The sequence below is a fragment of the Mesorhizobium sp. M0816 genome (genome assembly GCF_040320005.1).
GTDB lineage: Bacteria > Pseudomonadota > Alphaproteobacteria > Rhizobiales > Rhizobiaceae > Mesorhizobium.
This window is the reverse complement of record NZ_JAMYOT010000002.1, coordinates 22947-49492: the sequence shown is the minus strand read 5'-3', so window position 1 is coordinate 49492 and position 26546 is coordinate 22947. Positions and strand designations below refer to the sequence as shown.

Sequence of the window (26546 nt, the reverse complement as noted above, 5' to 3'; positions counted from 1 at the left end):
GCCCGAGTTGAAACTCGCTCCGGCGAGTCAGCTGGCGTGGGTTTCGAGAACCGGAGCGCAGCGGACATTTGGGTCCGTGAGCACCGGAAGCGCAGAAAGCCGCGTCAGATGGCCGCCGGAGTAGAGTTTCAAACGGGCTTCACCCGCCCGACTTCGGCACCAGCAGCGGAATGACGCGGTCGCTTTTGGCGACTGAAGGCCGGCCGGCGGACCCGTAGGGAATCCCCAACGCGTCCCATGTCTCGACCAGTGCGTCCTGCAGCGAGGCGATCAGCGCGTCCGAATGGAACGGTGTAGGCGTGATGCGCAGCCGCTCGGTGCCGCGCGGCACTGTCGGGTAGTTGATCGGCTGGATGTAGATGCCGTGCACACCGAGCAGGCGGTCGCTGGCCATCTTGCAGAGCTCGGGATCGCCGACCAGAAGGGGCACGATGTGAGTAGGCGACTCCATCACCGGCAGGCCGGCTGCGGCCAGCACTTGCTTGGTCCGTGTCGCCTGACGCAGCTGCGCGTCGCGCTCGGCGTGCGAGCGCTTGAGATGGCGGATCGAGGTGGTTGCCGCGGCAGCGATCGCCGGCGGCAACGCGGTGGTGAAGATGAAGCCCGGCGCATAGGAGCGCACCGCGTCGATCACGGCGCTGGTGCCGGCGATGTAGCCGCCAAGCGTGCCGAACGCCTTGGCCAGTGTGCCCTCGATGATGTCGATGCGGTCGGCCAGCCCTTCGCGCTCGGTGATGCCGCCGCCGCGCGGCCCGTACATGCCGACGGCGTGGACCTCGTCGATGTAGGTCATGGCGTTGTAGCGCTCGGCGAGATCGACGATCTGCTTGATCGGCGCGGTGTCGCCGTCCATCGAATAGACGCTCTCGAAGACGATCAGCTTGGCGCGCTCGCGGCCGGCTGTCTGCAGCAGGCTTTCGAGATGCGCGACGTCGTTATGGCGGAAGATCTTCTTCTCGGCGCCCGAGCGCCGCACGCCCTCGATCATCGAAGCGTGGTTGAGCTCGTCCGAGATGATCAGGCAATTGGGAAGCAGCTTTGCAATGGTCGAGATCGACGCCTCGTTGGAAACGAAGCCGGAGGTGAAAACCAGTGCGGCTTCCTTGTCGTGCAGGTCGGCCAGCTCCAGTTCGAGCTCGACCAGCGGGTTGCTGGTGCCGGAGATGTTGCGGGTGCCGCCGGCCCCCGACCCCATCTTGCCTGCCGCCTTCTGGAACGCGGCAATGACGTCGGGATGCTGGCCCATGCCGAGATAGTCGTTGGAGCACCAGACGGTGATTTCCTCGGCGCGGCCATTGGCGCGCCAGATGGCGCGCGGGAATTTCCCGACGATACGCTCAAGGTCGGCGAAGACGCGGTAGCGACGCTCCGCATGGAGCTGGTCGATCGCTTCCTCGAAAAACCGCTGATAGTTCATGTCGCCTTCCCAGTTTTGCGCGGGATCATAGTCATTGGCCCATTCGTCGTCCACCTGGCCTTTTTGGTCAAAATGCCACGCCCCGAGCCTGTTCCTAACGACCACGGAACGTGGCCTATTCCCTTGATGTGGATCAATCTTGTTTCAGGACAATGCCACGCGCCGATGAGACTGGTTACCGCAGGTTCTAATGGCCTGGCGGCAGATTTTCCAGTACGGCGACGATTGAGACAGTTCCGACAAATCATGAATAGCGAGGATGCGGATGACGGTTTTGGTGACAGGCGGTGCCGGCTATATCGGCAGCCATATGGTCTGGGAATTGCTGGACACGGGCGACAACGTGGTCGTCCTCGACCGGCTTTCCACCGGCTTTGAATGGGCGGTGGCCCCGGAAGCAAAGCTCGTCGTCGGCGACGTCGCCGACAGGGAACTGGTCGCCTCGATCATTCGCGACAATAAGGTCGACGCGATCATCCATTTCGCCGGCTCGATCGTGGTCCCCGAATCGGTCGCCGACCCGCTTGCCTATTACGAGAACAACACCTGCAAGACGCGCACCCTGATCGAGACCGCGGTGCGCGAAGGCGTGCCCAATTTCATCTTTTCCTCGACCGCCGCCGTCTATGGCGGCGCCGGCCTGGAGCCGGTGCGCGAGGATGCCCGGCTTGCGCCGGAATCGCCCTATGGCCTGTCCAAGCTGATGAGCGAATGGATGCTGCGCGACGCGGCAATTGCCCATGGGTTGCGCTATACGGCGCTGCGCTATTTCAACGTCGCCGGCGCCGATCCGAAGGGCCGCACCGGCCAGTCGACGCCCGGTGCCACGCATCTGATCAAGGTCGCTTGCGAGACGGCGCTCGGCAAGCGCCCCTTCATGCAGGTGTTCGGCATCGACTATCCGACGCCGGACGGCACCTGCATGCGCGACTATATCCACGTCAGCGACCTGGCGGCGGCGCATCGGCTGGCGCTTCAGCGGCTGCGTGCCGGCGGATCGAGCCTGGTCGCCAATTGTGGTTACAGCCACGGCTATTCGGTGCTCGAGGTCATCGACAGCGTCCGCCGCGTCTTCGGCCATGATTTCGAGGTACGGATGGGCGATCGCCGCGCCGGCGACGCCGCCGCGGTCGTCGCCAATTCGGAGCTGGCGCGCGGCGAGCTCGGCTGGACCCCACAGCGCGACAACCTCGACCAGATCGTTGCCGATGCGCTTGCCTGGGAGCGCATCCTGACCAGCAAGAATTCGGCTCTGGGGTGAAGTGGGCTCTCCGCAAAGGTTGGCTCAGCGCGCTGGGGGCGGAATGAAAATCCTGGTGCTTGGGGCCGGCGTCGTCGGTACGGCGGCGGCCTATTATCTGGCCAGCGACGGCCATGAGGTGACGGTGATCGAGCGCCATCCGGCGGCGGCACGCGGCACCAGCCAGTCGAATGCCGGCCTGGTGTCGCCCGGAGACGCCACCGCCTGGGCCTCGCCAGCCGCGCTGAAGACGTTCCTGCGCGGCCTCTACAACCACGATCTCGGCATCAAGGTGCGGCTGCGCTTCGATCCGTATTTTTTCGCCTGGAGCCTGCGCTTCCTGCGCCAGTGCACGCATAAGCGCATGCGCGCCAACACCGACGTCAAGCTGCGTCTGGCGCTCTATTCGCGCGACTGCATCAACGCCGTCTCCGCCGAAACCGGCATCCACTATGACGAGCGCAAGAAAGGCATTCTCTATTTCTTCCGCTCGCAGCAGAGCTTCGATACCGGCACCGACAATTATCGCTATCTCGGCGAACACGGCCTGCCGATCGAGATCGTCGGCCGCGACCGGCTGGTCGAGCTTGAGCCCGGCCTTGCCGGCGCCAAGGACAAGATAGCCGGCGGCGTCTATTCGCCGATCGACCAGACCGGCGACTCCAGCCAATTCACGCAGCGCCTCGCTGCCTATGCCGCCGAGAAACTCGGCGTCCAATTCCTCTACGGCACCACGGTCGAAGGCCTCGACATCGACGGCGACCGGGTGCGCGCCGTGATGACCTCGGCCGGCCCGGTCGCCGGTGACGCGGTGGTCATTTCCATGGGGCCGGAGAGCGGTCTGCTCGGCCGCCGCTACGGCATCGATCTGCCCGTCTATCCCGTGAAGGGCTATACCGTGACTGTTCCGCTGGAAGATGAAAGCAAGGGGCCGATCATGGGCGGCGCCGACGAGGACCGGCTGATCGGCTATTCCAGGCTGGGAAATCGGCTGCGGATGTCCTCGACGGCGGAGTTCACCGGGTTCGACCGCAGGTTCAAGCCACGCGATTTCAACTCGATCCTGAACACCGGCAAGGACCTGTTCCCCGGCGCTTTCGACGAGAGCAAGGCCGAGGTCTGGGCTGGACTTCGGCCGATGATGCCGAACTCCGTGCCGGTCATCGGCCGGGCGCGGTACGACAATCTCTACCTCGACACCGGCCACGGCCATCTCGGCTGGACCATGGCCTGCGGTTCGGGAAAATTCCTTGCTGACGTGGTCGCCGGCCGCAAGCCGGAGATCGATCCGCAAGGGCTGGTCTACAGGAACTAGGCATCTCCAGACATCAGGGCGTCATGAGCTCGGCGGTCAGGCTCGTTCGTCGACCGCCGAACGCCAGGAGCGCACGTAACTTGTCCAGAGTGGATCGGCCGACGGTTCGGTCCTTTCGCCTCTGCCTTGCGGTGTCCCCTGGTCCGACGCCAGCAAGGCGGCGCCGATGCTGGTGCCTGTCGCAGCCTCGGAGGCAATGACGGCGCGCGCCGCCGCCGCAGCCAGCATGCGGGTGAACAGCCGGTTGCGGGCGAAGGGTCCTTCGACGATGGTGGGACCGTCCGCGCCGATCAGGTCGAGGCAGGTCGCGGTCATCAGCGCCAGGTAGAACGAGATGGCGACAAAGCGCTGGCCGACGCTCATACCGTCCGCGTTAAGCCATGATGCGGCGTGATGCGGAAACGGCCCCGAACCCTGTTGGGTCGAGGGCAATAGGGACGTCTTGCGCGCTAGCACCGTGGCAACATCGTCTTCCGTCCAGTTCTCCGATTGGCCCTCGGTCAGCACGGAGAACTCGCGGCCACCCATGAAGCGCGCCGACGGCACGGGATCGCCGAGCGCGTTGACATTGACCAGCGTATCGCGTGCCGGGTCGAGCGCGATCTTGTTGCCTCCGACTGCCATCGACACCACCCAGGTGCCGGTCGAGATCACGGAGAAAGGCGGTCTGTCGGACAGGAGATGCGGCAGCAGCGAGGCGTTGGAATCGTGCAGGCCGCAAAACACCGGCGTTTGCGGGTCGAGCCCGGTCCGTGTCGCAAGCGCGGGCAGGATCGGCCCGAGGCGGTCCTTCGCCGGCCGTACCGGCGCCATTAGCCGGCGCCATTGCAGCCGGTCGACCAGCGACGAAAAATCCGCTTTCCACGGGTTCCACAGATCGGTGTGGCAGCCGAGCGAAGTCGCCTCGCTGGCGGCGACGCCGGTCAGGCGCAAGGCCCAGTATTGCGGATACATCAGGATCGCGGCGGTTCTGGCGAAATCCGCCGGAAAGCGCTTCTGCTGCCAGAACAGCTGCGCGCCGAGATTGAGGCCGGCCGGCAGGCGCGGCGTGCCGGTCTCGGAGAACGCCGGACGGATCGTGTCATAGTCCCCGGCAAGGGCATCCGGCCCGTCGAATTCGTAGTCGAGCACCGGCAGCGCCAGTTCGCCTGATGCGTCGACCAGCACGCCCGTTGCGCCATGGGTGGTGATCGATATCGCATCGATGCGCTGCTCGCGATCGATCTCGGTCAGGCTGCCAAGGATAAACGCCCATAACCGCTCGACGTCATGGTGCGGGTATGGGCCTTGCCGAAGCGGCTCGTTCACCATCCTGCGCAGCGCGACTTCGCTTGCTGCGGCAAGATCGACCAGCGCCACCTTGGCGTTGGTCTTGCCGATATCGATGACGGCGACGTGGCGGGTCATTCCATATGGAACATTGTTTCCAGCCGCACCGCCACCGGCTCGTTGTTCGGCTTGGTCTCCATGATGTCCGCCATCTCGGCCCACCAACGCTGCATCACCGGATGCTTCGGCAATTCGTCCATGCCATGGTCGTCACGGCGCCACAGCACGCCGAACAAGATGTTGGTCTCTTCGTCGAGATGGATCGAGTAATCGGAGATACCGGCCTGCTTGAGCAGCGCGACCAGCGACGGCCAGATGTCGTCGTGGCGCCTCTTGTATTCGGCCTTCATGCCCGGATTGAGCTTCATCTTGAACGCGTATTTCTCCGGCATCAGGCAAAGCGCTCCCGCCGCACGCGCCGCCACAGGATCGGCAGCGCGATGACGATGATCAGCAGCAGGCCGATGAAGATCGACATAACGATCCCCGGCACGTTGAGCAGGCCGAGGCCGAAGGTCACCAGTCCCATGATGAAGGCGGCCAGCACCACACCCAGAATGCTGCCGGCGCCGCCCAGGATGCTGACGCCGCCGAGCACCACCATGGTGATGACTTCCAGCTCGTAGCCCTGTGCGATGGACGGCCGGGTCGAGCCGAGCCGCGATGTGATCAGCACCGAGGCGATGCCCGCCATCAGGCCGGTCAGGCAAAACAGGATGAATTTGATACGGCCGACGCGTACGCCGGAAAACTGCGCCGCGACCGGGTTGTTACCGATGGCAAAGACCCGGCGGCCGAAGCTCGTCCGGTGCAGAAGGAACCAGTAGACGACTGCCGCGATCAGGAAAAGCGTCAGTTCGAACGACACCACCCACCAGACATAGCCCTGGCCGAAGAAGGCGAAGCTCGCGGGATAGCCCTTGTAGGCCTGGTCGCCGAGGATGATGAAGGCAATGCCGCGAAACAGGCTCATCGTGCCGATGGTGACGACGATCGACGGCAAGCCGAGCCTGGTGACGAGCAGTCCGTTGAAGGCGCCGCAGCCGAGCCCGACGACGAGGCCGATTGCCACCAGTTCAGGCATGCCGGCGCCGGCCTGCACCGCCATGCCCATCATTGTTGACGCCAGCGCGATGATGGCGGCCACCGACAGGTCGATTTCGCCGGAGATGATCAGCAGCGCCATGGCCAGCGCGATCAGCGCCTTTTCGGTGAAGTTGAAGGTTAGGTCCGACAACGACCACGCGTCGAGGAAGTAGGGCGAGGCAAAGCTGTTGACGGCAAAGATGGCAACCGCAACGACGACCAGCAGCGCCTCCCATGAGAAGATCGCCGACGTCAGCGGCTTGTCGAGCCGGTCGGGAATATGGCGTGGGGCAGGGGTGTCGGTCATGCCGCTTCCGCCTTCTTGAGGATGATGCGGCCTTGCCGGCGTTCGCCGCGCGCGTTGAGCACCACGGCCAGGATGATGGCGCTGCCTGAAATCGCCATCTGCCAGAAGGGTGAGATGTTGATCACCGGCAGCGCGTTGGAGATGATGCCGAGGAACAGCGCGCCGAGCACCGCGCCGCCGACCGAACCGATGCCGCCGGCAATCGAAATGCCGCCGATGACGCAGGCGGCGATGATATTGAGCTCATAGCCATTCGCGACCTCGACCGAGGCGATGACGTAGCGCGAAATCCAGAGATAGCCGCAGAGGCCGCCGATCATCCCCGAAATGCAGAAGACGGTGAATTTCGTCCGGCCGACATCGATGCCGGCATAGACCGATGCGGTCGGGTTGACGCCGATGGCATAGATCGAGCGGCCGAGCGCGGTGCGCGTCATCACGAGGAAGAACAGCGCAATAACCAGCACGGCGATCCACGACAGTACCGGAATGCCGAGGAAAGCCGCGCGCTGCAACCCGATGAAATCAGCGCTCATCTGGTCGGCGTTGACCCAGGCGCCGCCTGAAATGACGAACGTGGCGCCGCGGTAGATGGTGAGGGTGCCGAGCGTTACCACGATCGAGGGAATGTTCAGCCGCCATACCAGCAGGCCGTTGATGGCGCCGAGCACCAGGCCGACCAGAAGTGCGATGACGATCAGCAGCGGGATCGGGATCGCCGGATGCGCGGCGTTCAGCATTGCCACCACCATGCCGGTGAAGCAGAGATTTGAAGCCATCGACAGGTCGATCGAGCGGGTCAGGATGACGACCATCTGGCCGAGCGCCAGGATCATCAGGATCGACGTGTCGTTGAACACCTGGCGCAGGTTGGCCGGATCGGCAAAACCTGGAAACCGCGTGGAGATCAGCCCGATCAGCACGACGATTGCCGCCAGCAGCCAGACCTCGCGGTATTTGAGAAGAGCCTTCATGCCGCGATCCCCGCTGCCGTCCTGACCAAGGTTTCGGCGTCGAGCCCTTTATTGTCGTAGACCGCGGCAATGCGGCCCTCGCGCATAACGACGACGCGGTCCGACATGCCGAGGATTTCCGGCAATTCGGACGACACCATGATCACCGACAGGCCTTGCGCGACGAGCTCGGCCATGAAGCCGTGCACGGCGGCCTTCGAGCCGATGTCGATGCCCTTGGTCGGCTCGTCCAGGATGATCACCTTGGGCGCGGTCGCCAGCCATTTGGCGATGACGATCTTCTGCTGGTTGCCGCCCGACAGCGTGCCGACGTCCTGGCTGAGCGAGGAGGCGCGCAGATCGAGCCGCTCGGTGTAGGAGCGGGCCAGCGCGAACTCTTCGGCCAGCCGCAATATGCCGGATTTGGATGTCCGTTTGAGCGAGGGCAGCGAGACATTCTGGAAGATCGGCAGGCCGATCACCACGCCTTGCTTGCCGCGCTCCTCCGGCACATAGACGATGCCGGCGTCGATCGAATCCGCCGCCGATTTCGGCGCGATTGCCTTACCCTCCAGCGTGATCGTGCCGCCGCTGGTGCGGGTGATGCCTGATATCGCCTGCATCACCTCGCTGCGCCCGGCGCCGACAAGGCCGTAGAAGCCGAGGATTTCGCCCCTGTGCAGCTCGAAGCCTATGTCGTGGAACTCGGTCGGGTGCGACAGGCCGGAGACGGCCAGCACCGGCGCGCCGATCTCGGCCTTGCGCTGCGGAAAGATGTGATCGACCGAGCGGCCGACCATCATGCGCACGATCTGGCTCTGGCCGGCGTCCTTGATCAGGCCTTCGCCGACCATCTCGCCGTCGCGGAACACGGTATAGCGGTCGGCGATGCGGTAGATCTCATCGAATTTGTGGCTGATGAACAGGATCGCCTTGCCGTCGCTCTTGAGGAATTCGATCAGCAGGAAAAGCTCTTCGATCTCCTTCATCGAAAGCGCTGCCGTCGGCTCGTCCATGATGACGATCCGCGCGTCGATGGACATGGCGCGGGCAACCGCGACTAGGTGCTTGTTGGCAATGCCGAGATCCTTCAGCCTGGCGTCGGCGTCGATATGGCCGGCGCCCATCGTGTCGAGCACCTCGCGGGCATTCTTGCGCATGGTGCGCCAGTCGATGGTTTTGAAACGCGTGCGCGGCGCATGGCCGAGGAAGATGTTTTCGGCCACCGTCAGGTCGTCGAACAGCACGGTTTCCTGGTGGATGGCGGTGATGCCGTGCCCGAACGCGGCGTGGGCGCTGGGCAGTGTGATCGGCTGGCCGTCGATGCTGATCGTGCCAGCATCCGGCTGGTAGATGCCGGTCATGATCTTGACCAGCGTCGACTTGCCGGCACCGTTTTCGCCGATCAGCGCGGTTACCTGGCCGGGATAGAGCGACAGGCCGACATTGTGCAGCGCCCGCACGCCGGGAAAGCTTTTCGAGATGCCGGACAGCGTCAGGCGCGGTCCGGATGACAAAGGCGCTTCATTTGCCACTTCGTGCTGGGCTGTCGTGTCCATAATCGTATCAAGCCCTGTAGCAAGGTTCGTTTGAAAGCGCGGCGGAACCTGAGCCCCGCCGCACCGTTTCGAAGGTTCCAGGATCAATAGATCTTGGAGAACTTTTCGATGTTCGACTTGTCGAACTGGAATGGCGGAGCCATCGCAGCCGAGTTGGTGTCGTCGAGCGTGACCTTGCCGACGCGGCCGATCGACAGCGTAGCACCGGGCTTGGCCTCTTCCTTCTTCACCGCCAGGTCGTGGGCGAGGTAGACGGCGGAGTAGCCGAGATCGATCGGGTTCCACAGCGCAACCGCCTGGCTGGCGCCATTGTCGATGAACTTCTTGAACTCCGACGGCAGCGCCAGGCCGGTGACGTTGACCTTGCCGATCAGGCCTTCATCGGTCACCACCTGCGCGGCGGCAACGACGCCGACCGTGGTCGGTGCGATGATCGCCTTGAGGTTCGGATAGGACTTCAGCAGGCCCTTGGCTTCGTCCGTGCTCTTGGCCGAGTCGTCGTCGCCATAGACGGTGGCGACGAGCTTGATCTTGGGGAACTTCTCCGGCAGCACCTTCTTGGCCGCGTCGATCCAGGCATTCTGGTTGGTCGCGGTCGAAGAAGCCGACAGGATGGCGACATCGCCGCCTTCCGGCAGGTAGTCGGCGGCCAGCTTGATGATGGTCTCACCGATCAGGTTGGTATCGGAGGGGTTGAGGTGAAGCTGGCGTCCTTCCGGCGCGACGCCTGAATCCCACGAGATGACGGTAATGCCGCGCTGCATCGCCTTCTTCAGCACTGGCACCAGCGCGTCGGCGTCGTTCGCCGAAATGGCGATGGCATTGACCTTCTGGGCGATCAGCGAATTGACCACTTCGATCTGCGCTTCGGCGGTCGCCTTGGTCGGGCCGGTGTAGATGATGTCGACATCGCCGAGCTCCTTGGCCGCCTCTTCGGCGCCCTTGTTGGCGGCGTCGAAGAAGCCGTTGCCGAGCGACTTCACCACCAGCGCGATCTTGACGTTTTCGGCGTAGGCGGCATTCACGAACATGGCGGCGGAGAACGCCGCCGTAACCATCAATTTCTTCAGAAAGCTCATCGAATATCCTCCCTTGAGCGTTGCATTCCATCACCGCTGCGGGCGTGAGTGGTTCTCAGGCCTGCAGCGAAGATTCTTCCTTGTTGGTTGCCGTTGTGCGGGCGATGATCAGCGTCACGCCGGCGGTCTCCAGCATCTTGGCTTCGCGGTCCTCGATGCCGTCGTCGGTGATCACCGTGGCGATGCGCGACAGGCCGCACAGGATCAGGCTCGAGCGTTTGCGGAACTTCGAGGAATCGACCAGCACCACCAATTCGTCTGCCTGGTCGATCAGTTTCTGCTCGGCCTGGATCAGCAGCGGGTCGCCTTCCATAAGACCGAGCGGCCCCAGCCCTTGCGCGCCCATGAACATGCGGCGCGCGTAGAAATTGCGCGTCACGTCATTGTCGAACGGCGACAGGATGATGTTCTGCTCGCGGTAGATGGTGCCGCCCGACAGCATCACCGTGTTCTTGGAGTGCCTGAGCAGGTGCTCCGCGATCGGGAAGGAATTGGTGAAGATCGGCATGCGGCGGCCGGTCAGGAAATGCACCATCTGGAAGGTGGTGGTGCCGCCATTGATGATGATCGGCTCGCCGTCCTTGCACAGATCCACGGCTTCCCGCGCGATTGCCCGCTTCTGCGAAGCGTTGATGGTCTCGTTGACGGAAAAGGGCCGGCCGGCAAGGCCGATGAACTGCGGCGGCGAAAGCGCCTCGGCGCCGCCGCGCACCCGGCGCAGCCGTTTTTGCACATGCAATGCCGCGATGTCGCGCCGGATCGTCGCCTCCGACGACTCCGTCAGGTCGACCATCTCCTGCACCGTCACCACAGGCTTTTCCTGGACGGCGGACAGAATGATCCTGTGGCGCTCTTTCTCGTGCATGGTTCCTCCCTGCCGGAGCATCTAGGCACCCAAAGCGCGCAGTGTCAATCATTTCCGATCAGATAATTTCATTGTGCAATGCAATATGATTGATGTTGATCGTTTGTGATTGACAAGACCGCCGCTTGCGTAGAAATTCGCACAAAAGGGACCCGCGCCGTTTGCGTGTCCCAAAGGGAGGATACCTATGCTCGACAAGCGCTCCGGCACGCGCCTCGCCAATCTTTGGGATGACGCAAAAGCGCAAGCAATGAGCGAGCCCGAACGTCTGGTCTATCGCTCGAATGTTCTTGGCTCCGACAAGCGCGTCACCAACTATGGCGGCGGCAACACCTCCTCCAAGATCTGGCAAAACGATCCGCTCACCGGCGAGAGCGTGGAAGTGCTGTGGGTCAAGGGCTCGGGCGGCGACAGCGCCTCGATCAAGCTCGACGGCTTCGCCACGCTCTACATGGACAAATTGCGCGCGCTGAAAGGTCTCTATCGCGGCCTCGAACATGAAGACGAGATGGTCGGCTATCTGCCCCATTGCACCTTCAACCTCAACCCGCGCGCGGCTTCCATCGACACGCCGCTGCATGCCTTCGTGCCGAAGCCCTATGTCGACCATATGCATCCCGATGCCATCATCGCCATTGCCGCCGCCAAGGATTCGCAGGCGCTGACCAAGGAAATCTTCGGCGACACGATCGGCTGGCTGCCATGGAAACGTCCGGGCTTCGAGCTCGGCCTATGGCTGGAGAAATTCTGCCGCGAAAACCCCGAAGCCAAGGGTGTCGTACTGGCCAGTCATGGCCTGTTCAGCTGGGGCGACACGCCGAAGGAATGCTACGAGACGACGATCTCGGTGATCAACCAGGCGATCGACTGGTTCGAGCGCAAGAGCCATGGCAAGCCGATTTTCGGCGGCGAAGTCGTCAAATCCCTCGATGCGCCTGCGCGTCGCGCCGTGGCCGCAAAACTGATGCCGAGGATCCGTGGCCTGATCTCGGAGAACAGCCACAAGCTCGGCCATTTCGACGATTCCCCTGCCGTGCTCGAATTCGTCAATTCCAGGGATTTGCGGCCGCTGGCGGCACTCGGCACGTCCTGCCCGGACCACTTCCTGCGCACCAAGATCCGGCCGCTGGTCATCGAGTTCGACCCCCAAAATCCCGACGTCGATGCCGTCATTGCCCGTCTTGCCGATGATGTGGCGGAGTATCGCGTCGGCTATCAGGCCTATTATGACCGCTGCAAGCACGCCGACTCGCCTCCGGTGCGCGACCCTAACGCGGTGGTCTATCTGATGCCCGGCGTTGGCATGTTCACCTTCGCCGGCGACAAGGCGACGGCGCGCATTTCGGGCGAATTCTACGTCAACGCCATCAACGTCATGCGCGGCGCCTCGACGGTCTCGACCTATGTCGGCCTGCCCGACCAGGAAGCCTTCGACATCGAATACTGGCTGCTCGAAGAGGCAAAGCTGCAGCGCCTGCCGAAACCAAAGGCTCTTGCCGGCCAGATTGCGCTGGTCACCGGCGGCGCCGGCGGCATCGGCCGGGCCACCGCCAACCGGCTGCTGCGCGAGGGCGCGTGCGTCGTGCTGGCCGATATCGACGAAGCAGCCCTTGCCAGCGCCAATGACGAGCTTGCCAAGGCCTATGGCAAGGATTTCGTGCGGCCCGTAGTCATCAACGTCACGTCCGAGGATCAGGTGATCTCCGGCTTTGCCGAAACGGCGGTCGAATTCGGCGGCATCGATATTCTGGTCTCCAATGCCGGCCTGGCCTCCTCGGCGCCGATCGAGGACACCACGCTGACGCTGTGGAACAAGAACATGGACATCCTGTCGACCGGCTATTTCCTGGTTTCGCGGGAGGCGTTCCGGCTGTTTCGGGCGCAGAAGATCGGCGGCAACGTCGTCTTCGTCGCCTCCAAGAATGGGCTTGCCGCATCGCCAAACGCCGCCGCCTATTGCACTGCCAAGGCCGCCGAAATCCATCTGGCACGCTGCCTGGCGCTGGAAGGCGCGGAAGCGCAGATCAGGGTCAATGTCGTCAACCCCGACGCTGTGCTGCGCGGCTCGAAGATCTGGACCGGCGAATGGAAGGAACAGCGCGCCGCCGCCTACAAGATGTCGACCGACGATCTCGAGGAGCACTACCGCTCGCGTTCGATGCTGAAGCGGTCGGTGTTCCCCGAAGACATCGCCGAGGCGATCTATTTCTTCGCCTCCGATATGTCGGCCAAATCGACCGGCAACATCATCAACGTCGACGCCGGCAACGCACAGAGCTTTACGCGATAAGCAGTCGTTTGAGGGTTGGCGCCGACGCCGGAGCTTTACCCTTCTCCCCGTCACCATACGGGGAGAAGGTGCCGGCAGGCGGATGAGGGGCAGCGCCAACCGAACGCATTTGGGAGGAAACTTTAGTGTCCGAAACCATCATCTCCGCCGATGTTGTCGAGAAAGACAATGCCGCGCGCAACGCCAATCTCAAGCGCGACTACGAGTCCCTCGGCGAGCGCCTCGACCGCCGCGGCATCGCCATCGACGCCATCCGCGACAAGGTCGAGAAATTCGCCGTCGCCATCCCGTCCTGGGGCGTCGGCACCGGCGGCACCCGCTTTGCCCGCTTTCCCGGCGCCGGAGAGCCGCGTGACATTTTCGACAAGATCGAGGACTGCGCCGTCATCCGGCAATTGACGCAGGCGACGCCGACCGTCTCGCTGCATATTCCCTGGGACAAGGCCGATCCGAACCGGCTGAAGCAGGCGGCATCCCGCTTCGGCCTCGGCTTCGACGCCATCAACTCCAACACCTTCTCCGACGCCAGGGACCAAAAACTTTCCTATAAATTCGGCTCGCTGTCGCATGCCGATGCAGCAACACGCCGGCAGGCGGTCGAGCACAATCTCGAATGCATCGAGATCGGCAGGACGCTGGGCTCCAAAGCGCTGACGGTATGGATCGGTGACGGCTCGAACTTTCCCGGCCAGGTCAATTTCGCCAAGGCATTCGAGCGCTATCTCGACGCGATGAAGGAGATCTATGCCGGACTGCCGGACGGCTGGAAACTGTTCACCGAGCACAAGATGTACGAGCCGGCCTTCTATTCGACCGTCGTGCAGGATTGGGGCACCAACTACATCATCGCCAAAGAGCTTGGCGACAAGGCGTTCTGTCTGGTCGACCTTGGCCATCACGCCCCCAACGTCAACATCGAGATGATCGTGTCGCGACTGATCCAGTTCAAGAAACTTGGCGGCTTCCATTTCAACGATTCGAAATATGGCGACGACGATCTCGACGCCGGCTCGATCGATCCCTACCGGCTGTTCCTCGTCTTCAATGAACTGGTCGATGCCGAGCTTGCCGGTGCCGAAGGTTTCGATCCGGCCCACATGCTCGACCAGAGCCATAACGTCACCGATCCGATAGAAAGCCTGATGTTGTCGGCGGTCGAGGTGCAGCGCGCCTATGCCCAGGCGCTGCTGGTCGACCGCAAGGAGCTCGAAGGCTTCCAGGACGCCAATGACGCGCTGATGGCGACGCAGACGCTGAAGACAGCCTATCGCACTGACGTCGAGCCGATCCTTGCCATGGCGCGGCTGAAGACCGGCGGCGCCATCGATCCGGTCGCCGCCTACCGCGCCGCCGGCTACCGAGCGAAGGTCGCAGCCGAACGGCCGGCGGTGGCGAGCGTCGGCGGCGGGATTGTTTGATGTTGAGGGTGAAAATGAAAAACCCGCCTCGGGAGGGCGGGTCGTTGGAGCCAATTAGCACCACAGCCAGATTAGTAGCATAGCTGCCGGCACAAAGCAAGAACAAAATTGCTGTGTAACTGAAAAATTCTGAGAGCCGCGATGAAGCGTGGCCTTGCTACCAACGCTGCGGCGCTCAGAAGTTACGGCATGGATCCTAGGGTCTCCGCGACGTCGCTTCGCTCCTGCTCCGCCCTAGGATGACGAAGGCGTGAGGGCCTACAGCTAATCGCAGATGTTGGGGATTGGCGGCTGATGGCAATGGCAAACGTTGCAGGCTGGCGGCTGCTGGCAAATCGCAAACTTTCGGGATTAGCCGATCCCTCCCCCCCTCGTCATCCTAGGGCGGAGCAGGAGCGAAGCGACGTAGCGGAGACCCTAGGATCCATGCCGTTGCAGTCGCCGAAGATTGCAACGGCGGTTGCGAGGCGAACCGGCACAGGCGTGCGAACCCTCCCGATTCTTTCGATCTTCGCAGTAGACTCAACCGCTCCAAGCGCGTTTCCTAGGCCTACCCAAGCCTCGGAGGACGGCCATGCACAACACCCGCCGAACCCTAATCGCCGTAAGCCTTTCCCTCACCCTGAACTTCGTACCCTTCCTCGCCTATGCCGCCTCGCCGCAGCCGGCGAAGGGCGAGCACGGCATGGTGGTGACCGCCCAGCATCTTGCGTCTGAGGTCGGCGTCGAGGTGCTGAAGCAGGGCGGCAACGCGGTCGATGCCGCGGTCGCCGTCGGCTATGCGCTGGCCGTGGTCTACCCGACCGCCGGCAATATCGGCGGTGGCGGCTTCATGACCATCCGCTTCAAGGACGGCCGCTCGACCTTCCTCGATTTTCGCGAGCGCGCGCCGCTGGCCGCGACCAAAACCATGTATCTCGACAAGGACGGCAAGCCGGTAAAAGGCGCCAGTCTCGACGGCTATCTGGCGGTCGGCGTGCCGGGCTCGGTCGCTGGTTTCGAGATGGCGCGGGAGAAATACGGCACGCTGTCGCGGCAGGACTTGCTGGCGCCGGCCATCCGCTTTGCCAAGGAAGGCTTCGTGCTGGAGCAGGGCGATGCGGCCTCGCTCCAGGGCGGCGCGGAGCGGTTGGCGAGGGACCCAGCGGCGGCGGCCATTTTCCTCAAGCCGGACGGCAAGCCTTATGCTGTCGGCGAGCGCCTTGTTCAGCCCGATCTCGCGGCTTCGCTTGCCGCCATTTCCGAACGCGGGGCGGATGCCTTCTACAAAGGCGCGACCGCCGACGCCATCGTCAAGGCGAGTGGCGAGAAGGGCGGCATTCTGGCCAGGGCTGATTTCGAAAACTATGCGGTGCGCGAGCTCAAGCCGGCGACCTGCAATTATCGCGGCTACGAGATCATTTCCTCGCCGCCGCCGAGCTCCGGCGGCGTCATCATCTGCGAGATCCTCAACGTGCTTGAGTTCTATCCGTTGTCCTATCTCGGCGCCGGTTCGGCCGAGACGGTTCACGTCATGGTCGAGGCGATGCGCCACGCCTATGTCGACCGCAATTCGGCGCTCGGCGATCCCGGCTTCATCGACAATCCGGTCGCAAAACTGCTCGACAAGAATTACGCCAGGGAAATTCGTGAAAAGATCGATCCGTTCCGGGCCGGCGTCTCGCAGGAATTGATGCCGAAGGGTTTTGGCGAGAGCAACGAGACGACGCATTTTTCGATCATCGACAATGATGGCAATGCCGTCGCGGTAACCTACACGCTGAACGGCTCTTTCGGCGCCGGCGTTGTCGCCGCCGGCACCGGCATCCTGCTCAACAACGAGATGGACGATTTCACCCAGAAACCCGGCGTGCCCAATCTCTATGGCCTCGTCCAGGGCGAGGCGAATGCGATTGCGCCGAAAAAGACGCCGCTGTCATCGATGAGCCCCACCATCCTCGCCAAAGACGGCAAGCCGTTCATGGTCATCGGCAGCCCCGGCGGTTCACGCATCATCACCATCACGCTGGAGGCGATCGTCAACGTCGTCGACCACGGCATGAACATCCAGGAGGCGATCGACGCGCCGCGCATCCATCACCAATGGCTGCCCGACACGGTCTATATCGAACCCTTCGGCCTGTCGCCCGATACCGAAAAGCTGCTTACCGGCATGGGCTACCGCCTCGATCTTGCCGGCACGACCTGGGGCCAGGCGGCCGGCATCCTGGTCGGCGGCAAGAGCCTGGCGGAAATCGAGAAGGGTGGCGGCGCCCGCTACAACGGCGCCATCGACAGCCGCGCCGCAGCCGGCAAGGCTATCGGGTATTAAACCCCAAAAGTGGGAACCGGTTTTCGGATAAGATCATGGTCAACAAGAAGATTGCGCCTTGCTTCAGGTGACCAGCGCGATCGTCGACGCAATCAGCATCAGCGCCGCGATGCCGACGAACAGGGCGTAGATGCGCGGCCGGTCGAGCAGAAGCGCATTGCCGGATATCCATGCTGCAGTGGCGCCACCAAGCGCGAAAAAGAAGGTGCTGCGGCGCCCGAAGCTCAAGCCGGCAGCCATCAGGCCACCGATGATCAGGGCGCCGAACACGATGATCACGGCGACTGCGTATTTTTCGAAATCGTTGCTGCCGGCGCTCGGGCCGATTGCGTTCAACCTCGACAGATCGTCCGGATCGAACGGGCTGGTCGACCCATATTCGTCTTGACCGACAGGCTCATGCATTATTCGTTCTCCGCAAACCGACAGCAAATCATCAAGCCTCGTCGAGCGCAACCGCTCGCCGAATGTGATCGGCACGGTGTTCAACACTTTCTGGCGACGGCTTGCCAGAGATTTTTGAATTCGCGCTTGGATCGCCGCCCCGCTGCGCGGCCTGGTCAAGCGCTTTGCCCGAGCTGAATCTTCATGCCGCCCTGGCCAAAGACTGCGTTGCCTGAACGGAAGCCCCAAGCACCGCCTGTGCGGTGTCGGCCTGCCTTTCATCGACATGCGCCAGCACCAGGATCACACCTGGTGCGGCATTCGTCTGGTCTGGCTGCTTGCCGATATCGGACAATGTGTCGAAAAGTCTGCCGGCAACACAGCCCAAGGCTGCACCGACGAGGGCCGATGCCAGCCATCCCGCGCCGAGGGGATCGATGCCGGGGATATCGAACGCGCCGAGGCCGGCCAACAAACCGGCTGCCGCGCCAAGAGCGGCACCGGTGCCTGGACCGCGCAAGACGGCGCCGATTTCGTCGTCGTAGGGTCCGATGATACTGATCTGGTGGCGCGCAATTCCTGCCGCCTGAAGTGCTTCGACGGCACGCGCCGCCTGGTCATGGGAATCAAAAAGTCTGCTGATTGTTCGCATTGAAACTGCCTGTGAGGCCCCCCGGCCCTCGACGGTACGGCGGGTTCCTGCTGAGCGACGACGCCGAGGAACCGCCTAACGCATACGTCGCCCCCCGCTCATTTGCGCGCGGCGGGCGACGACTGCCCGAGCTTTAACGTCACTCGATGATCTCGACGATCTTGCGCGTGCCTGGGTCGACGACGACGGTGCGGTTGTCGACGATGACATAGCGGTATTTGACACTGGGGACTTCATGAAGCTCGACGGTATCGGGGAGCGCCGAGCCGATGTTGAGCTCCACCCCAGGGATTTTCACCGAGGCCAGCGGCTGCTTTTTCACATACTCCTTGATGACCGTTTCCCGCTGCGGTTCGATGACAACGTCTTGCGCTGCAGCGGCGCCGATGCCTGCCAGCAGCAAAAATCCCGCCACCGCGGTGGAAAGATGCATTCTCATGGTCGTCTCCTTTGCGAACTCGGTCCGCTCTTCGCGCCAAGGCTCATTCGAACGGAAGGCAGCTGAAAACGTTCCGTCGACGGGCTTCGGTCCCGCCCGGCAGGGACCAACCGACGTGTTGCCGCAGGACCTAAGTCTGATCCTTGCGCGCAAAGGGCGGGTTTGCCGCGTGACCCGGAACCGCCGCGGCACCTAGCCGTTGCTGGCTGCACGTGCCGGGAGGATTCTTTGGAAAATATCGATGGCGGCTCGCACCGATCTTGGCTGTTTCCATTTCGATCGAATACAGCATCTGCGCAGCCTTGTCCCTTCCTGCGCCGATAGGGTTCGCGCGTCACTTTGGTGGCGGGCGAACCCTCGATTGCAGCGTGCGTCAGTCCAAAGTTGGCCCTGAGGCGAGGAGAACAGAAATGGCCGACGACAAGACCAAGCGAGACTTCAGCGACCGCAATCGCGTTTCGGCGGATGAATATTATGAGGTCGAACATTTCGCGCGGGAAAATGGTGTTTCGCCCAGCCAGGTGAGCAAGTTGATCAAAAGGACCGGCGGCGACCGGATGATCCTCTCGCAGGCGGTGAAGGCATTGCGCGAGCGCAAGTGAGCTGGCGGCGAAGCCAACGGTGGAGAGGCGCTGATCGCGATCGGCCGAGATCCGGCCAGCAATCGACAACGTGCTCGGATGCCGCCGCTTCGGCCAAGCGCAATGCCCCGCTACTTCTTCGATTCCGATGAAGACGGAATCGTCTATTCCGACGATCAGGGAACGTTATATGACGATCTCCCGCTGCTCAGGAAAGAAGCCCTTCGCACATTGGCCGAGATGGCCAGGGATGGCCTTCCTCATCGCAGGATTGCAGTCAAGGTCCGGGACGACCGTGGCGGTCTGGTCCTTGAAGTGGCTTTGACCTTTGCCGTTGAAACGCGGCACTTCGACGAGCGGATTTTCCAGATCGACTTGCGCACGAACTGACGGCTCGATCATCATCGCGCCGACCATCATCAGATTTCTGGTGCAGCGGCATCTTCCCCTGGCGCGGAACATTAGAAGTCTCTAATTGTTATCTTAAGCAGCGGGAACCTCCCAGGATTCTGCTGCAGATCGGGTGCAACCCGGTCGGCCCGCGCCCTCCGCCAGAGGCGCGGGCTTCGTTTGTTTAGCCGATGCGCAACGCCATGCGGCGGCAGCATATTGGAGACCTGCGGGAGCACTAGTAACATCAGTCGCTACCGCGGCGCCCTGGCGCCCAGGCAACGGAGCCCGTCGTCCGACAGGGCGGCGGGCTTTTTTGACGCGGGTCGGTCATCACGCAATCGATGGAATTCTGGCCGGCGCTGATTCGTGTGGCATGGGGTAAGGTGCCCTGACGCAGCGCCGGCCAAGCGGAAATCAGGTCCGCCGCAGCCAGATAGTAGCCGCGTTGGCGCAGCAGGTAATTGCGTGATCGCGGAAGCCGCACCATTGCAGAGCCCTCCCCAGCAGTTCGGCCTGCCCAGCGGCTGACCCGAGGCATTCATTCATTCTGACGATGCACCGGACGCCCCGACGGCGGAAATTGGACGCCGCGCTCGCTCGCGACTATGGCGGCCGGCGGTATTCCCTGCAGATTTCGGACGAAAGGCCATTCTACCCTTGTTGCGCCTGGATTCTTATCAGATCGTGGCAAGGATTGCCTTTCCGGCCGCGTTTGCCGGCGTTCTGCTGTTCGCCCTTCTGCCGGAGCGGCTCTTGCAGGGTCTTGGCCTGGCTTTCACGTTTGATCACGACAAGCTCAATCACGCCGCCGCCTTCGTCGTCCTGGCGGCTCTCGGAAGTCTCGGCTGGCCGGAACGCAAGGCGAAGCTGATCGTACTCCTCGTTCTCACGGGTGCGGCGATCGAGGGGCTTCAGGCCGTGCAACTGATAGGGCGCGACCCGGATTTATTCGACTGGGTGGCCGACTGCGCGGGAATCGCGTGCGGACTGATGGTTGCAGGCTGGACAAAGCGGCTCGCCGGCGGATTGCCATAGCTCGAAAGCGCATAACGGAATCGGCGCGCCCATGCCCCAATAAGGGGAAAATGGCCGGCGCCACTTGGGGGGCGCGTTGGGGTAAGTTGCCTGATGGGGCGCCGGCCAGGCGGAAAAATTACGTCCGCCGCAAAGTAACATAGCAGGAACGGCAATGCGCGGCAGTAGCGTGATCGCGGAAGGTCCGCGCTCGCGCCTCCGGTGCGGTGACCCGTTTTGGGTCAACAATTCTGGCACCTGAATTGCACTGTAGGCAATGCCGGGGAATCCCGGCAATCGTCCCCGAATATGGGGCCTCGCCGCTTCGCAAATGGAGCGGCGGGCCTTTTTGCCGGATGTTGAAAAGTAGGCCGATCAGCGGCTTAGCCGATCACAGTGTGCTTAGCCCGATTTCCCCTACCAAGTGCTTATTCTCACAAGAGAAATTCCAAAGCGCCCAAGCATCGGTGCTTGACACAGGTTTCGAGAACTGGATAAGTGGATACACAGATACGCTCTGATCGGACCCAAGACATGGCAGCTGACGCAATCGAGCCGTTGGGCATCACGACCGCCGAGGAGGAAGCTTATCGCCACATTCAGCGGGCCCTGAGGATGGGGCGTTATCGGGCCGGGGACCGGCTGATCCCGGAAGAGATCGCGACGGAAATCGGCATGAGCCGCATGCCGGTTCGCGAAGCATTCCGCCAACTGGCCGCGGAAGGTCTTGTGCTCATTCGCCCGAACCGTGGCTGCATCGTCGCCGGGCTTACCCTCGATGAGATCCACGAAACATTTGAAATACGCTCGGTGCTCGAAGGGCTGGCGGTGAGGCTTGCCATGCCGCACATCGATGTCGAAGTGCTTGAAGAACTGGAACGCCAGCTCGACCGGATGGAGCGCGCCAGCCAGACCGGCAGCAGCGACTGGGTCGTGCGCCATCAGGCCTTCCATTTGCAGATTTGCCAATTGAGCAACCGGCCCAAGCTGGTCCGGCAGATCGCCAGCCTGCACGTCGTGATCGAGCCCTACCTGCGCATCTGGTTCGACTATGTCGACAAGCCCGCCAGCGCGCGTGCCGAGCACGAGATCCTGATCGACGTGCTGCGGTCAGGTGATGCCGGCAAGGCTGAGATCGTCATGCGGGATCATATCGTCGAGACGGCGCCGCTTCTGGCCAACTTCGCAAGTCCCGGCCGCCGCTAGGGAATACCATCTAACTCGTTGAAGCCGGAAGATAATCCGGCACGACGAAAGGGAACTGTCATACCGGCAAAAAGAGGAGAATGATATGAAAATTAGCCGCATCGCAGCCATTGCGTCGGTCCTGTTCGGCCTGGTCCAGGCCGCCGTTGCACAAGAAACACCAAAGGCAATTACCATTGCCACCGAAGGAGCCTACGCGCCCTGGAATTTCACAACAGCCGACGGCAAGCTGGACGGCTTCGAAGTCGATCTCGCCAATGATCTGTGCGGGCGAATGAAGATCGAGTGCAAGATCGTCGCACAGGACTGGGACGGCATGATCCCCGCGCTGACCGTCGGCAAGTTCGACGTGATCATGGCGAGCATGTTCATCACTGAAAAACGTCTGAAGATCATTGAGTTTACCCAGCCATATGCGGTGGATCCCTCAGGTTTCGCGGTCGCCAAGGATAGCGAACTGGGCAAGCTCGGCATTTCCAACGAGCGGTTCAAGCTGGAGAATGAAGCCTCTGCGCAGGCGGCAATCGACAAGCTCAAGCCATTGCTGAAGGGAAAGATCATTGGAGTTCAGGCTGCAACGGCGAACCTGGAATTTGTGAAAAAATACTTCTCGGACGTCGCCGAGATTCGCGAATATAAGACCACCGAGCAACACGATCTCGATCTCGCCGCGGGTCGCATCGACGCGCTCTTCGCGCAACAGACAGCGCTGGCCGCCACGCTGAGCAAGCCGGAGTTCAGCGACTATACGCTTGCAGGACCAGGATTTGTCGGGGGTCTCTTCGGTCTTGGCTCCGGGGCCGGTATCCGCAAAGAGGACACCAAGCTGAAAGACATGCTCAACGGCGCCATCGACGCCGCGACCGCCGACGGCACGATCAAAACCCTGTCGCTTAAATGGCTCAAGAGCGACGTCACTCCAGTCAAGTAAGCGCTTGCCGGCGAACGGCCATTCCTGACCACGTTCCGGAGCTGAGCCGTTCGTCCTGCCGGGGGTATCAATGCCGGGGGTATCAATGGTTGACGCATTCCGGCTGCTTGGTTTCCAGCACGGAGGTTGGGGGGCTGCTCTTCTCATGGCGGCCTCGGTCACAGTGCTCCTGTCCGTGCTGGGGTTTGCGCTTGGCGCTGTCTTTGGCGGGCTGGCAGCGGCCGGGCGTCTCCGCAACTCCAAGGTATTGAGGTTCTTGGCCCTTGGCTATTGCACGGTTTTCAGGGGCGTGCCCGACCTTCTGACCATTTATCTGCTTTACTATGGAGGTAGTGTCGCCCTGACCTCGCTTGGTCATAGCCTGGGCGGGTCCGGATTCGTCGGCGTTCCGGCCTTTGCCACTGGAACCTTGGCTATCGCGATCATCTCGGGCGCCTATCAAGCCGAGGTCTATCGAGGGGCTTACGTCGCCATCGACCAGGGACAGCACGATGCCGCTTGCGCGCTTGGTCTCAACCGGCTGCAGCGGCTGCGACAGGTTATTTTTCCCCAGCTCCTGAGATACGCGCTGCCAGGTCTCGGCAATGTGTGGCAGTTGGTTCTGAAGGACTCGTCGCTGATATCGGTAATCGGCCTCGTTGAACTGATGCGCCAGGCGCAGATCGCTGCAGGTTCGACCCGTGAACCGTTCATCTTCTACATTGCTGCAGCCTTGCTCTATCTGGCTATCGCTTCCGTCACGGGCCACGCCTTTTACCGTCTGGAACGAAAGGCGCCGTGGCGCGTCAGGTCGGCATGATAGATTTCGGTTTTTTCCTCGAAATCCTGCCGAAGCTACTCGCCGGCCTGCCGCTCACGATGGAACTGGCCCTGACTTCCATCGTTGCCGGCTTCGTTCTTGCCGTCACATTGGCGCTTGCCCAGCAATCGGAATCGCCCTTCGTCGTCTTGCCGATCCGCGGCTTCGTTGCCGTGTTCAGGGGCACGCCTCTGCTGGTGCAGATTTTTCTGACCTATTATGGCCTTGGTCAGTTCCGGCACCAACTGTCGGCAATTGGATTATGGGCCGTTTTCCGCGAACCCTACTGGTGCGCAATCATCGCGCTGACACTCAACACCACCGCCTATGGCAGCGAAATCCTCCGCGGCGCGATTCAATCGGTGCCACGCGGCCTTGTCGAGGCGGCCCGGTCTGTCGGCCTGTCCACCTATTTGACCTATCGGCACGTTATCCTGCCGCTGGCCTTTCGCCAGGCGCTGCCGAGTTACGGCAATGAAATCATCCTGATGATCAAGGGCACGTCTCTGGCTTCCATCGTGACCTTGATGGAGGTGACTGGAATTGCCCAGGGATTGATCTCCCAGACCTACCGCGCCTTTGAAGTCTTCATCTGCGCGGGCGCCATTTATCTCACTTTGAACTTCGCGATCATCCGTGCCTTGGCGGCACTCGAATACTGGATGTCGCGGCATCTGCGGCACCGCCCCTCGACGATGAGCGACGCCGCCTCTTGAGCACTATCAGAAGGGCATAGCATGCGAAATTTTGAGAAACCAACGCGCTCGGTCGTCGTTTCACGCGAGGCCATGGCCGCCACCTCTCATCCGTCGGCGACCCTCACGGCGGTGGAGATCATGGCGGCCGGCGGCAACGCCATGGATGCCGCCATCGCAGCCTGCGCGGTGCAATGTGTCGTCGAGCCAGCCTCGACCGGCATTGGAGGCGACTGCTTCGCTCTTCTGTCGCGAAACGGATCCGGCGAGGTCATCGCCTACAACGGATCGGGCAGGACACCCGCCGCCCTCACAATTGACTGGTTCCTCGAACGTGGCATGGCGGAGGTGGCCCGCAATTCTCCTGGCTCCGTCACCATCCCGGGAGCCATCGATTCCTGGACCAGATTGCACGCTGATCATGGACATATGCCCTTCGATCAAATCCTGGCCCCCGCTATACGTTTCGCCGAGGAAGGCTACGCCATTTCACCGCGGGTCCATCGTGACTGGGCGTTGGAAGAAGAACTTCTGGCCTCCGATGTAGCCGCGAAACGGATTTTCCTGCCAAACGGCCGCGCGCCAGGCGTTGGCGAAGTGCATCGCCAGCCTGAGTTGGCTGCAACGCTGCGGCTGATCGCCAAGAAGGGACGAGAGGCCTTCTACACTGGCCCTGTGGCCGGAGACATGGTCGCCTATCTTCGAGGGCTCGGCGGATTGCACACACTCGAAGATTTCGCCTCGGCAACAGGCGAATACGTGATCCCGATCAGCACCGCGTTTCGAGGCTGCGATGTGTTCGAATGTCCGCCCAATGGCCAGGGTGTGATCGCGCTGCTCATTCTAAATATCCTCTCGCGCTTCGAAGCGCACGGCGACCCGCAATCCGCGGACCGGCTTCACCTGGAAATCGAAGCGACACGCCTCGCTTACGCCGCGCGTGACCTGCTCGTCGCCGATCCTGATGCGTCCGAGGTCCCGGTGGCCGACATGTTGTCGAATGCCTGGGCCGATCGTCTGGCCGGCATGATTGACCTAAAGCGCGCCCGCGCGGACCTGCCGGCGTTCGATATGCCGCTGCACAGCGACACGGCCTATATTTCCGTTGTCGATAAGGATCGCAATGCGGTCAGTTTCATCAACTCGGTCTTCGACAGCTTTGGCTCGGGCCTGGTCTCGCCACGCTCCGGTGTCGTCTTGCACAATCGCGGGCAAAGCTTTTCGCTTGACCCCAAGCACCCCAATGCAGTGGCGCCGAACAAGCGACCTTTGCATACCATCATACCCGGGATGCTTGCGAGAGACGGCCGGGCAGAAATGCCTTTCGGCGTTATGGGTGGCTACTACCAGGCAATGGGCCACGCGCACCTGCTGACGAAGGTGCTCGACTTCGGGATGGATCTGCAGGAGGCGATTGATCTGCCGCGGGTCGCCCCCGTCAGCGGCACCATGAACGTCCAGGCCGAACACGGGCTCGCTGGCGAAACCGTAGCTGAACTTAGCCGACGCGGTTTCGAAATCATTCCCGCCACGGACCCGATCGGCGGTGCGCAGGCCATTCGCATCGATTGGGCAAACGGGACCCTGCTGGGCGGTTCTGAACCGCGCAAGGACGGCTGCGCCCTCGGTCTGTAGACCGGTTATGGCCAGAGTGGGATCCAAGATGCCGAAGATGCTCTTCATCGACATTTGGCCGGCGAGCAGGAGCCGCTGGCGCCATGGTCCAGATAATTCTTGCACGCCATCGACAATCCGATCGGCGCGAGGTTGTCACCCATGTCTTAGGTACAAACTGTTACCCATCTCCGGGCCGTACAGGGAAAAATGGTGCCCAGAGGCGGATTCGAACCACCGACATGCGAATTTTCAGTCCGCTGTCGGTGATTGATATTGTTCAGATTTTAGGTCGAATGTCGCGTTTGTGTCGCGTCAAGCCAAAAGCGCCCGCTCGGCCTGAACTCGTTGCCTTGTTCAGCGCCCAAACACGCGTGCCGTGGTGCCGACAGTCATTCAGATGGATGATGGTATGGTTCGGCACTCCTAGTAAGCTCCGATCACCAGGCAATTTAGAGACTTTCTGAGGTCCATGTTCCTATGGGCGCAAGCGGCGCGACGACGGAGGTGTTGGCGCAGGCGGCGGGGTCGGCGTCGTCGAGGCTCGCACGCCTGGAAGCCACAACGACCGACGTCGACCAACGGGCAACCGTGGGGCACGCGCTCGATCAGGAGATGGCACGGGCGACGAGCCAGTTCGACAGCGACAGGCGTGTCAACCAGCCGCAA

General features: G+C 62.2%; 24 protein-coding genes. 13 read left to right on the top strand and 11 right to left on the bottom strand.

What is annotated here, in order from left to right:
- Nucleotides 1–139: 139 nt before the first annotated feature.
- The gene (gene hemA / locus NKI17_RS02465) at nt 140–1417 is read right to left on the bottom strand and encodes a 5-aminolevulinate synthase (RefSeq protein ID WP_352905435.1); all 1278 of its coding nucleotides are present in this window, start codon (nt 1415–1417) and stop codon (nt 140–142) included.
- A gap of 265 nt (nt 1418–1682) precedes the next feature.
- Here hemA and galE point away from each other — a divergent pair, with 265 nt between their 5' ends.
- Both galE and NKI17_RS02455 read left to right on the top strand, forming a co-directional pair.
- Nucleotides 1683–2678: a UDP-glucose 4-epimerase GalE gene (galE, locus tag NKI17_RS02460; RefSeq protein WP_352635701.1), complete on the top strand. Its 996-nt coding sequence runs from the start codon at nt 1683–1685 to the stop codon at nt 2676–2678.
- 43 nt (nt 2679–2721) lie between these two features.
- Nucleotides 2722–3972, top strand: coding sequence for a D-amino acid dehydrogenase (locus NKI17_RS02455; RefSeq protein WP_352853908.1), 1251 nt, complete (start codon nt 2722–2724; stop codon nt 3970–3972).
- A 36-nt stretch (nt 3973–4008) separates the two neighbouring features.
- Here the strand turns inward: NKI17_RS02455 and NKI17_RS02450 are convergent, their stop codons facing one another.
- The 7 genes from NKI17_RS02450 to NKI17_RS02420 form a co-directional block, all read right to left on the bottom strand.
- The gene (locus NKI17_RS02450; RefSeq protein WP_352905366.1) at nt 4009–5379 is read right to left on the bottom strand and encodes an FGGY-family carbohydrate kinase; all 1371 of its coding nucleotides are present in this window, start codon (nt 5377–5379) and stop codon (nt 4009–4011) included.
- Nucleotides 5376–5693 (bottom strand): L-rhamnose mutarotase, encoded by a 318-nt coding sequence (rhaM, locus tag NKI17_RS02445; protein ID WP_352724922.1) that lies wholly within the window; start codon nt 5691–5693, stop codon nt 5376–5378. Before rhaM ends, NKI17_RS02450 begins: the two co-directional genes overlap by 4 nt.
- Nucleotides 5693–6694 carry an ABC transporter permease gene (locus NKI17_RS02440; RefSeq protein WP_352448661.1) on the bottom strand — a complete coding sequence of 334 codons (1002 nt, stop codon included), beginning with the start codon at nt 6692–6694 and terminating at the stop codon, nt 5693–5695. Before NKI17_RS02440 ends, rhaM begins: the two co-directional genes overlap by 1 nt.
- The gene (locus tag NKI17_RS02435; protein ID WP_352572216.1) at nt 6691–7668 is read right to left on the bottom strand and encodes an ABC transporter permease; all 978 of its coding nucleotides are present in this window, start codon (nt 7666–7668) and stop codon (nt 6691–6693) included. The genes NKI17_RS02440 and NKI17_RS02435 overlap by 4 nt, the downstream gene beginning before the upstream one ends.
- Nucleotides 7665–9206 (bottom strand): sugar ABC transporter ATP-binding protein, encoded by a 1542-nt coding sequence (locus tag NKI17_RS02430; protein ID WP_352905364.1) that lies wholly within the window; start codon nt 9204–9206, stop codon nt 7665–7667. Before NKI17_RS02430 ends, NKI17_RS02435 begins: the two co-directional genes overlap by 4 nt.
- Nucleotides 9207–9289: 83 nt before the next feature.
- Entirely contained in the window at nt 9290–10285 is a 996-nt protein-coding gene (gene rhaS / locus NKI17_RS02425; protein ID WP_352448664.1) for a rhamnose ABC transporter substrate-binding protein, read from the bottom strand.
- Nucleotides 10286–10340: 55 nt separating this feature from the next.
- Nucleotides 10341–11150, bottom strand: a complete 810-nt coding sequence (locus NKI17_RS02420) for a DeoR/GlpR family DNA-binding transcription regulator (protein WP_352572215.1) — start codon at nt 11148–11150, stop codon at nt 10341–10343.
- Nucleotides 11151–11337: 187 nt separating this feature from the next.
- Between NKI17_RS02420 and NKI17_RS02415 the strand changes: the two genes are divergently transcribed.
- The 3 genes from NKI17_RS02415 to ggt (NKI17_RS02405) all read left to right on the top strand — a co-directional run bounded on the left by NKI17_RS02415 (nt 11338) and on the right by ggt (NKI17_RS02405) (nt 17169).
- Entirely contained in the window at nt 11338–13440 is a 2103-nt protein-coding gene (locus NKI17_RS02415) for a bifunctional rhamnulose-1-phosphate aldolase/short-chain dehydrogenase (RefSeq protein WP_023677381.1), read from the top strand.
- A 125-nt stretch (nt 13441–13565) separates the two neighbouring features.
- Nucleotides 13566–14858, top strand: a complete 1293-nt coding sequence (gene rhaI / locus NKI17_RS02410; RefSeq protein ID WP_352797794.1) for an L-rhamnose catabolism isomerase — start codon at nt 13566–13568, stop codon at nt 14856–14858.
- A gap of 574 nt (nt 14859–15432) precedes the next feature.
- The gene (gene ggt / locus NKI17_RS02405; RefSeq protein ID WP_352797791.1) at nt 15433–17169 is read left to right on the top strand and encodes a gamma-glutamyltransferase; all 1737 of its coding nucleotides are present in this window, start codon (nt 15433–15435) and stop codon (nt 17167–17169) included.
- A gap of 63 nt (nt 17170–17232) precedes the next feature.
- Here ggt (NKI17_RS02405) and NKI17_RS02400 read toward each other — a convergent pair whose 3' ends face one another.
- From NKI17_RS02400 to NKI17_RS02390, 3 genes are all read right to left on the bottom strand, one after another.
- The gene (locus NKI17_RS02400; RefSeq protein ID WP_292663955.1) at nt 17233–17574 is read right to left on the bottom strand and encodes a hypothetical protein; all 342 of its coding nucleotides are present in this window, start codon (nt 17572–17574) and stop codon (nt 17233–17235) included.
- Nucleotides 17575–17755: 181 nt separating this feature from the next.
- A complete protein-coding gene (locus tag NKI17_RS02395) occupies nt 17756–18205 on the bottom strand; it encodes a hypothetical protein (protein WP_023677386.1) in 450 nt (149 codons plus the stop codon).
- A 139-nt stretch (nt 18206–18344) separates the two neighbouring features.
- Nucleotides 18345–18644, bottom strand: a complete 300-nt coding sequence (locus tag NKI17_RS02390) for a DUF1236 domain-containing protein (protein ID WP_352905361.1) — start codon at nt 18642–18644, stop codon at nt 18345–18347.
- 410 nt (nt 18645–19054) lie between these two features.
- On the opposite strand from NKI17_RS02390, the gene NKI17_RS02385 reads away from it, so the two are divergent.
- The 8 genes from NKI17_RS02385 to ggt (NKI17_RS02350) all read left to right on the top strand — a co-directional run bounded on the left by NKI17_RS02385 (nt 19055) and on the right by ggt (NKI17_RS02350) (nt 25898).
- Nucleotides 19055–19246, top strand: coding sequence for a DUF3606 domain-containing protein (locus NKI17_RS02385; protein WP_023677389.1), 192 nt, complete (start codon nt 19055–19057; stop codon nt 19244–19246).
- A 78-nt stretch (nt 19247–19324) separates the two neighbouring features.
- Complete coding sequence (locus NKI17_RS36980) at nt 19325–19615, top strand: DUF6894 family protein (RefSeq protein WP_502894410.1); 291 nt, start codon at nt 19325–19327, stop codon at nt 19613–19615.
- Nucleotides 19616–20275: 660 nt separating this feature from the next.
- Nucleotides 20276–20653: a VanZ family protein gene (locus NKI17_RS02375; RefSeq protein ID WP_352571657.1), complete on the top strand. Its 378-nt coding sequence runs from the start codon at nt 20276–20278 to the stop codon at nt 20651–20653.
- Between the two features lie 513 nt (nt 20654–21166).
- Nucleotides 21167–21838 (top strand): GntR family transcriptional regulator, encoded by a 672-nt coding sequence (locus NKI17_RS02370; RefSeq protein WP_352726140.1) that lies wholly within the window; start codon nt 21167–21169, stop codon nt 21836–21838.
- 85 nt (nt 21839–21923) lie between these two features.
- The gene (locus NKI17_RS02365; RefSeq protein ID WP_023677394.1) at nt 21924–22769 is read left to right on the top strand and encodes a transporter substrate-binding domain-containing protein; all 846 of its coding nucleotides are present in this window, start codon (nt 21924–21926) and stop codon (nt 22767–22769) included.
- A gap of 85 nt (nt 22770–22854) precedes the next feature.
- Nucleotides 22855–23568 (top strand): ABC transporter permease, encoded by a 714-nt coding sequence (locus tag NKI17_RS02360; RefSeq protein ID WP_352726138.1) that lies wholly within the window; start codon nt 22855–22857, stop codon nt 23566–23568.
- Nucleotides 23565–24284: an ABC transporter permease gene (locus tag NKI17_RS02355; protein ID WP_352453426.1), complete on the top strand. Its 720-nt coding sequence runs from the start codon at nt 23565–23567 to the stop codon at nt 24282–24284. Before NKI17_RS02360 ends, NKI17_RS02355 begins: the two co-directional genes overlap by 4 nt.
- Nucleotides 24285–24305: 21 nt before the next feature.
- Entirely contained in the window at nt 24306–25898 is a 1593-nt protein-coding gene (gene ggt, locus NKI17_RS02350) for a gamma-glutamyltransferase (protein WP_352571655.1), read from the top strand.
- The last annotated feature ends 648 nt before the right edge of the window (nt 25899–26546 follow it).

What these genes read in the sequence shown, in the direction of transcription:
- hemA (WP_352905435.1), bottom strand. Translation starts at nt 1,417, where the DNA reads ATGAACTATCAGCGGTTTTTCGAGGAAGCGATCGACCAGCTCCATGCG.
- galE (WP_352635701.1), top strand. Translation starts at nt 1,683, where the DNA reads ATGACGGTTTTGGTGACAGGCGGTGCCGGCTATATCGGCAGCCATATG.
- NKI17_RS02455 (WP_352853908.1), top strand. Translation starts at nt 2,722, where the DNA reads ATGAAAATCCTGGTGCTTGGGGCCGGCGTCGTCGGTACGGCGGCGGCC.
- NKI17_RS02450 (WP_352905366.1), bottom strand. Translation starts at nt 5,379, where the DNA reads ATGACCCGCCACGTCGCCGTCATCGATATCGGCAAGACCAACGCCAAG.
- rhaM (WP_352724922.1), bottom strand. Translation starts at nt 5,693, where the DNA reads ATGCCGGAGAAATACGCGTTCAAGATGAAGCTCAATCCGGGCATGAAG.
- NKI17_RS02440 (WP_352448661.1), bottom strand. Translation starts at nt 6,694, where the DNA reads ATGACCGACACCCCTGCCCCACGCCATATTCCCGACCGGCTCGACAAG.
- NKI17_RS02435 (WP_352572216.1), bottom strand. Translation starts at nt 7,668, where the DNA reads ATGAAGGCTCTTCTCAAATACCGCGAGGTCTGGCTGCTGGCGGCAATC.
- NKI17_RS02430 (WP_352905364.1), bottom strand. Translation starts at nt 9,206, where the DNA reads ATGGACACGACAGCCCAGCACGAAGTGGCAAATGAAGCGCCTTTGTCA.
- rhaS (WP_352448664.1), bottom strand. Translation starts at nt 10,285, where the DNA reads ATGAGCTTTCTGAAGAAATTGATGGTTACGGCGGCGTTCTCCGCCGCC.
- NKI17_RS02420 (WP_352572215.1), bottom strand. Translation starts at nt 11,150, where the DNA reads ATGCACGAGAAAGAGCGCCACAGGATCATTCTGTCCGCCGTCCAGGAA.
- NKI17_RS02415 (WP_023677381.1), top strand. Translation starts at nt 11,338, where the DNA reads ATGCTCGACAAGCGCTCCGGCACGCGCCTCGCCAATCTTTGGGATGAC.
- ggt (WP_352797791.1), top strand. Translation starts at nt 15,433, where the DNA reads ATGCACAACACCCGCCGAACCCTAATCGCCGTAAGCCTTTCCCTCACC.
- NKI17_RS02400 (WP_292663955.1), bottom strand. Translation starts at nt 17,574, where the DNA reads ATGCATGAGCCTGTCGGTCAAGACGAATATGGGTCGACCAGCCCGTTC.
- NKI17_RS02395 (WP_023677386.1), bottom strand. Translation starts at nt 18,205, where the DNA reads ATGCGAACAATCAGCAGACTTTTTGATTCCCATGACCAGGCGGCGCGT.
- NKI17_RS02390 (WP_352905361.1), bottom strand. Translation starts at nt 18,644, where the DNA reads ATGAGAATGCATCTTTCCACCGCGGTGGCGGGATTTTTGCTGCTGGCA.
- NKI17_RS02385 (WP_023677389.1), top strand. Translation starts at nt 19,055, where the DNA reads ATGGCCGACGACAAGACCAAGCGAGACTTCAGCGACCGCAATCGCGTT.
- NKI17_RS36980 (WP_502894410.1), top strand. Translation starts at nt 19,325, where the DNA reads ATGCCGCCGCTTCGGCCAAGCGCAATGCCCCGCTACTTCTTCGATTCC.
- NKI17_RS02370 (WP_352726140.1), top strand. Translation starts at nt 21,167, where the DNA reads ATGGCAGCTGACGCAATCGAGCCGTTGGGCATCACGACCGCCGAGGAG.
- NKI17_RS02365 (WP_023677394.1), top strand. Translation starts at nt 21,924, where the DNA reads ATGAAAATTAGCCGCATCGCAGCCATTGCGTCGGTCCTGTTCGGCCTG.
- NKI17_RS02360 (WP_352726138.1), top strand. Translation starts at nt 22,855, where the DNA reads ATGGTTGACGCATTCCGGCTGCTTGGTTTCCAGCACGGAGGTTGGGGG.
- NKI17_RS02355 (WP_352453426.1), top strand. Translation starts at nt 23,565, where the DNA reads ATGATAGATTTCGGTTTTTTCCTCGAAATCCTGCCGAAGCTACTCGCC.
- ggt (WP_352571655.1), top strand. Translation starts at nt 24,306, where the DNA reads ATGCGAAATTTTGAGAAACCAACGCGCTCGGTCGTCGTTTCACGCGAG.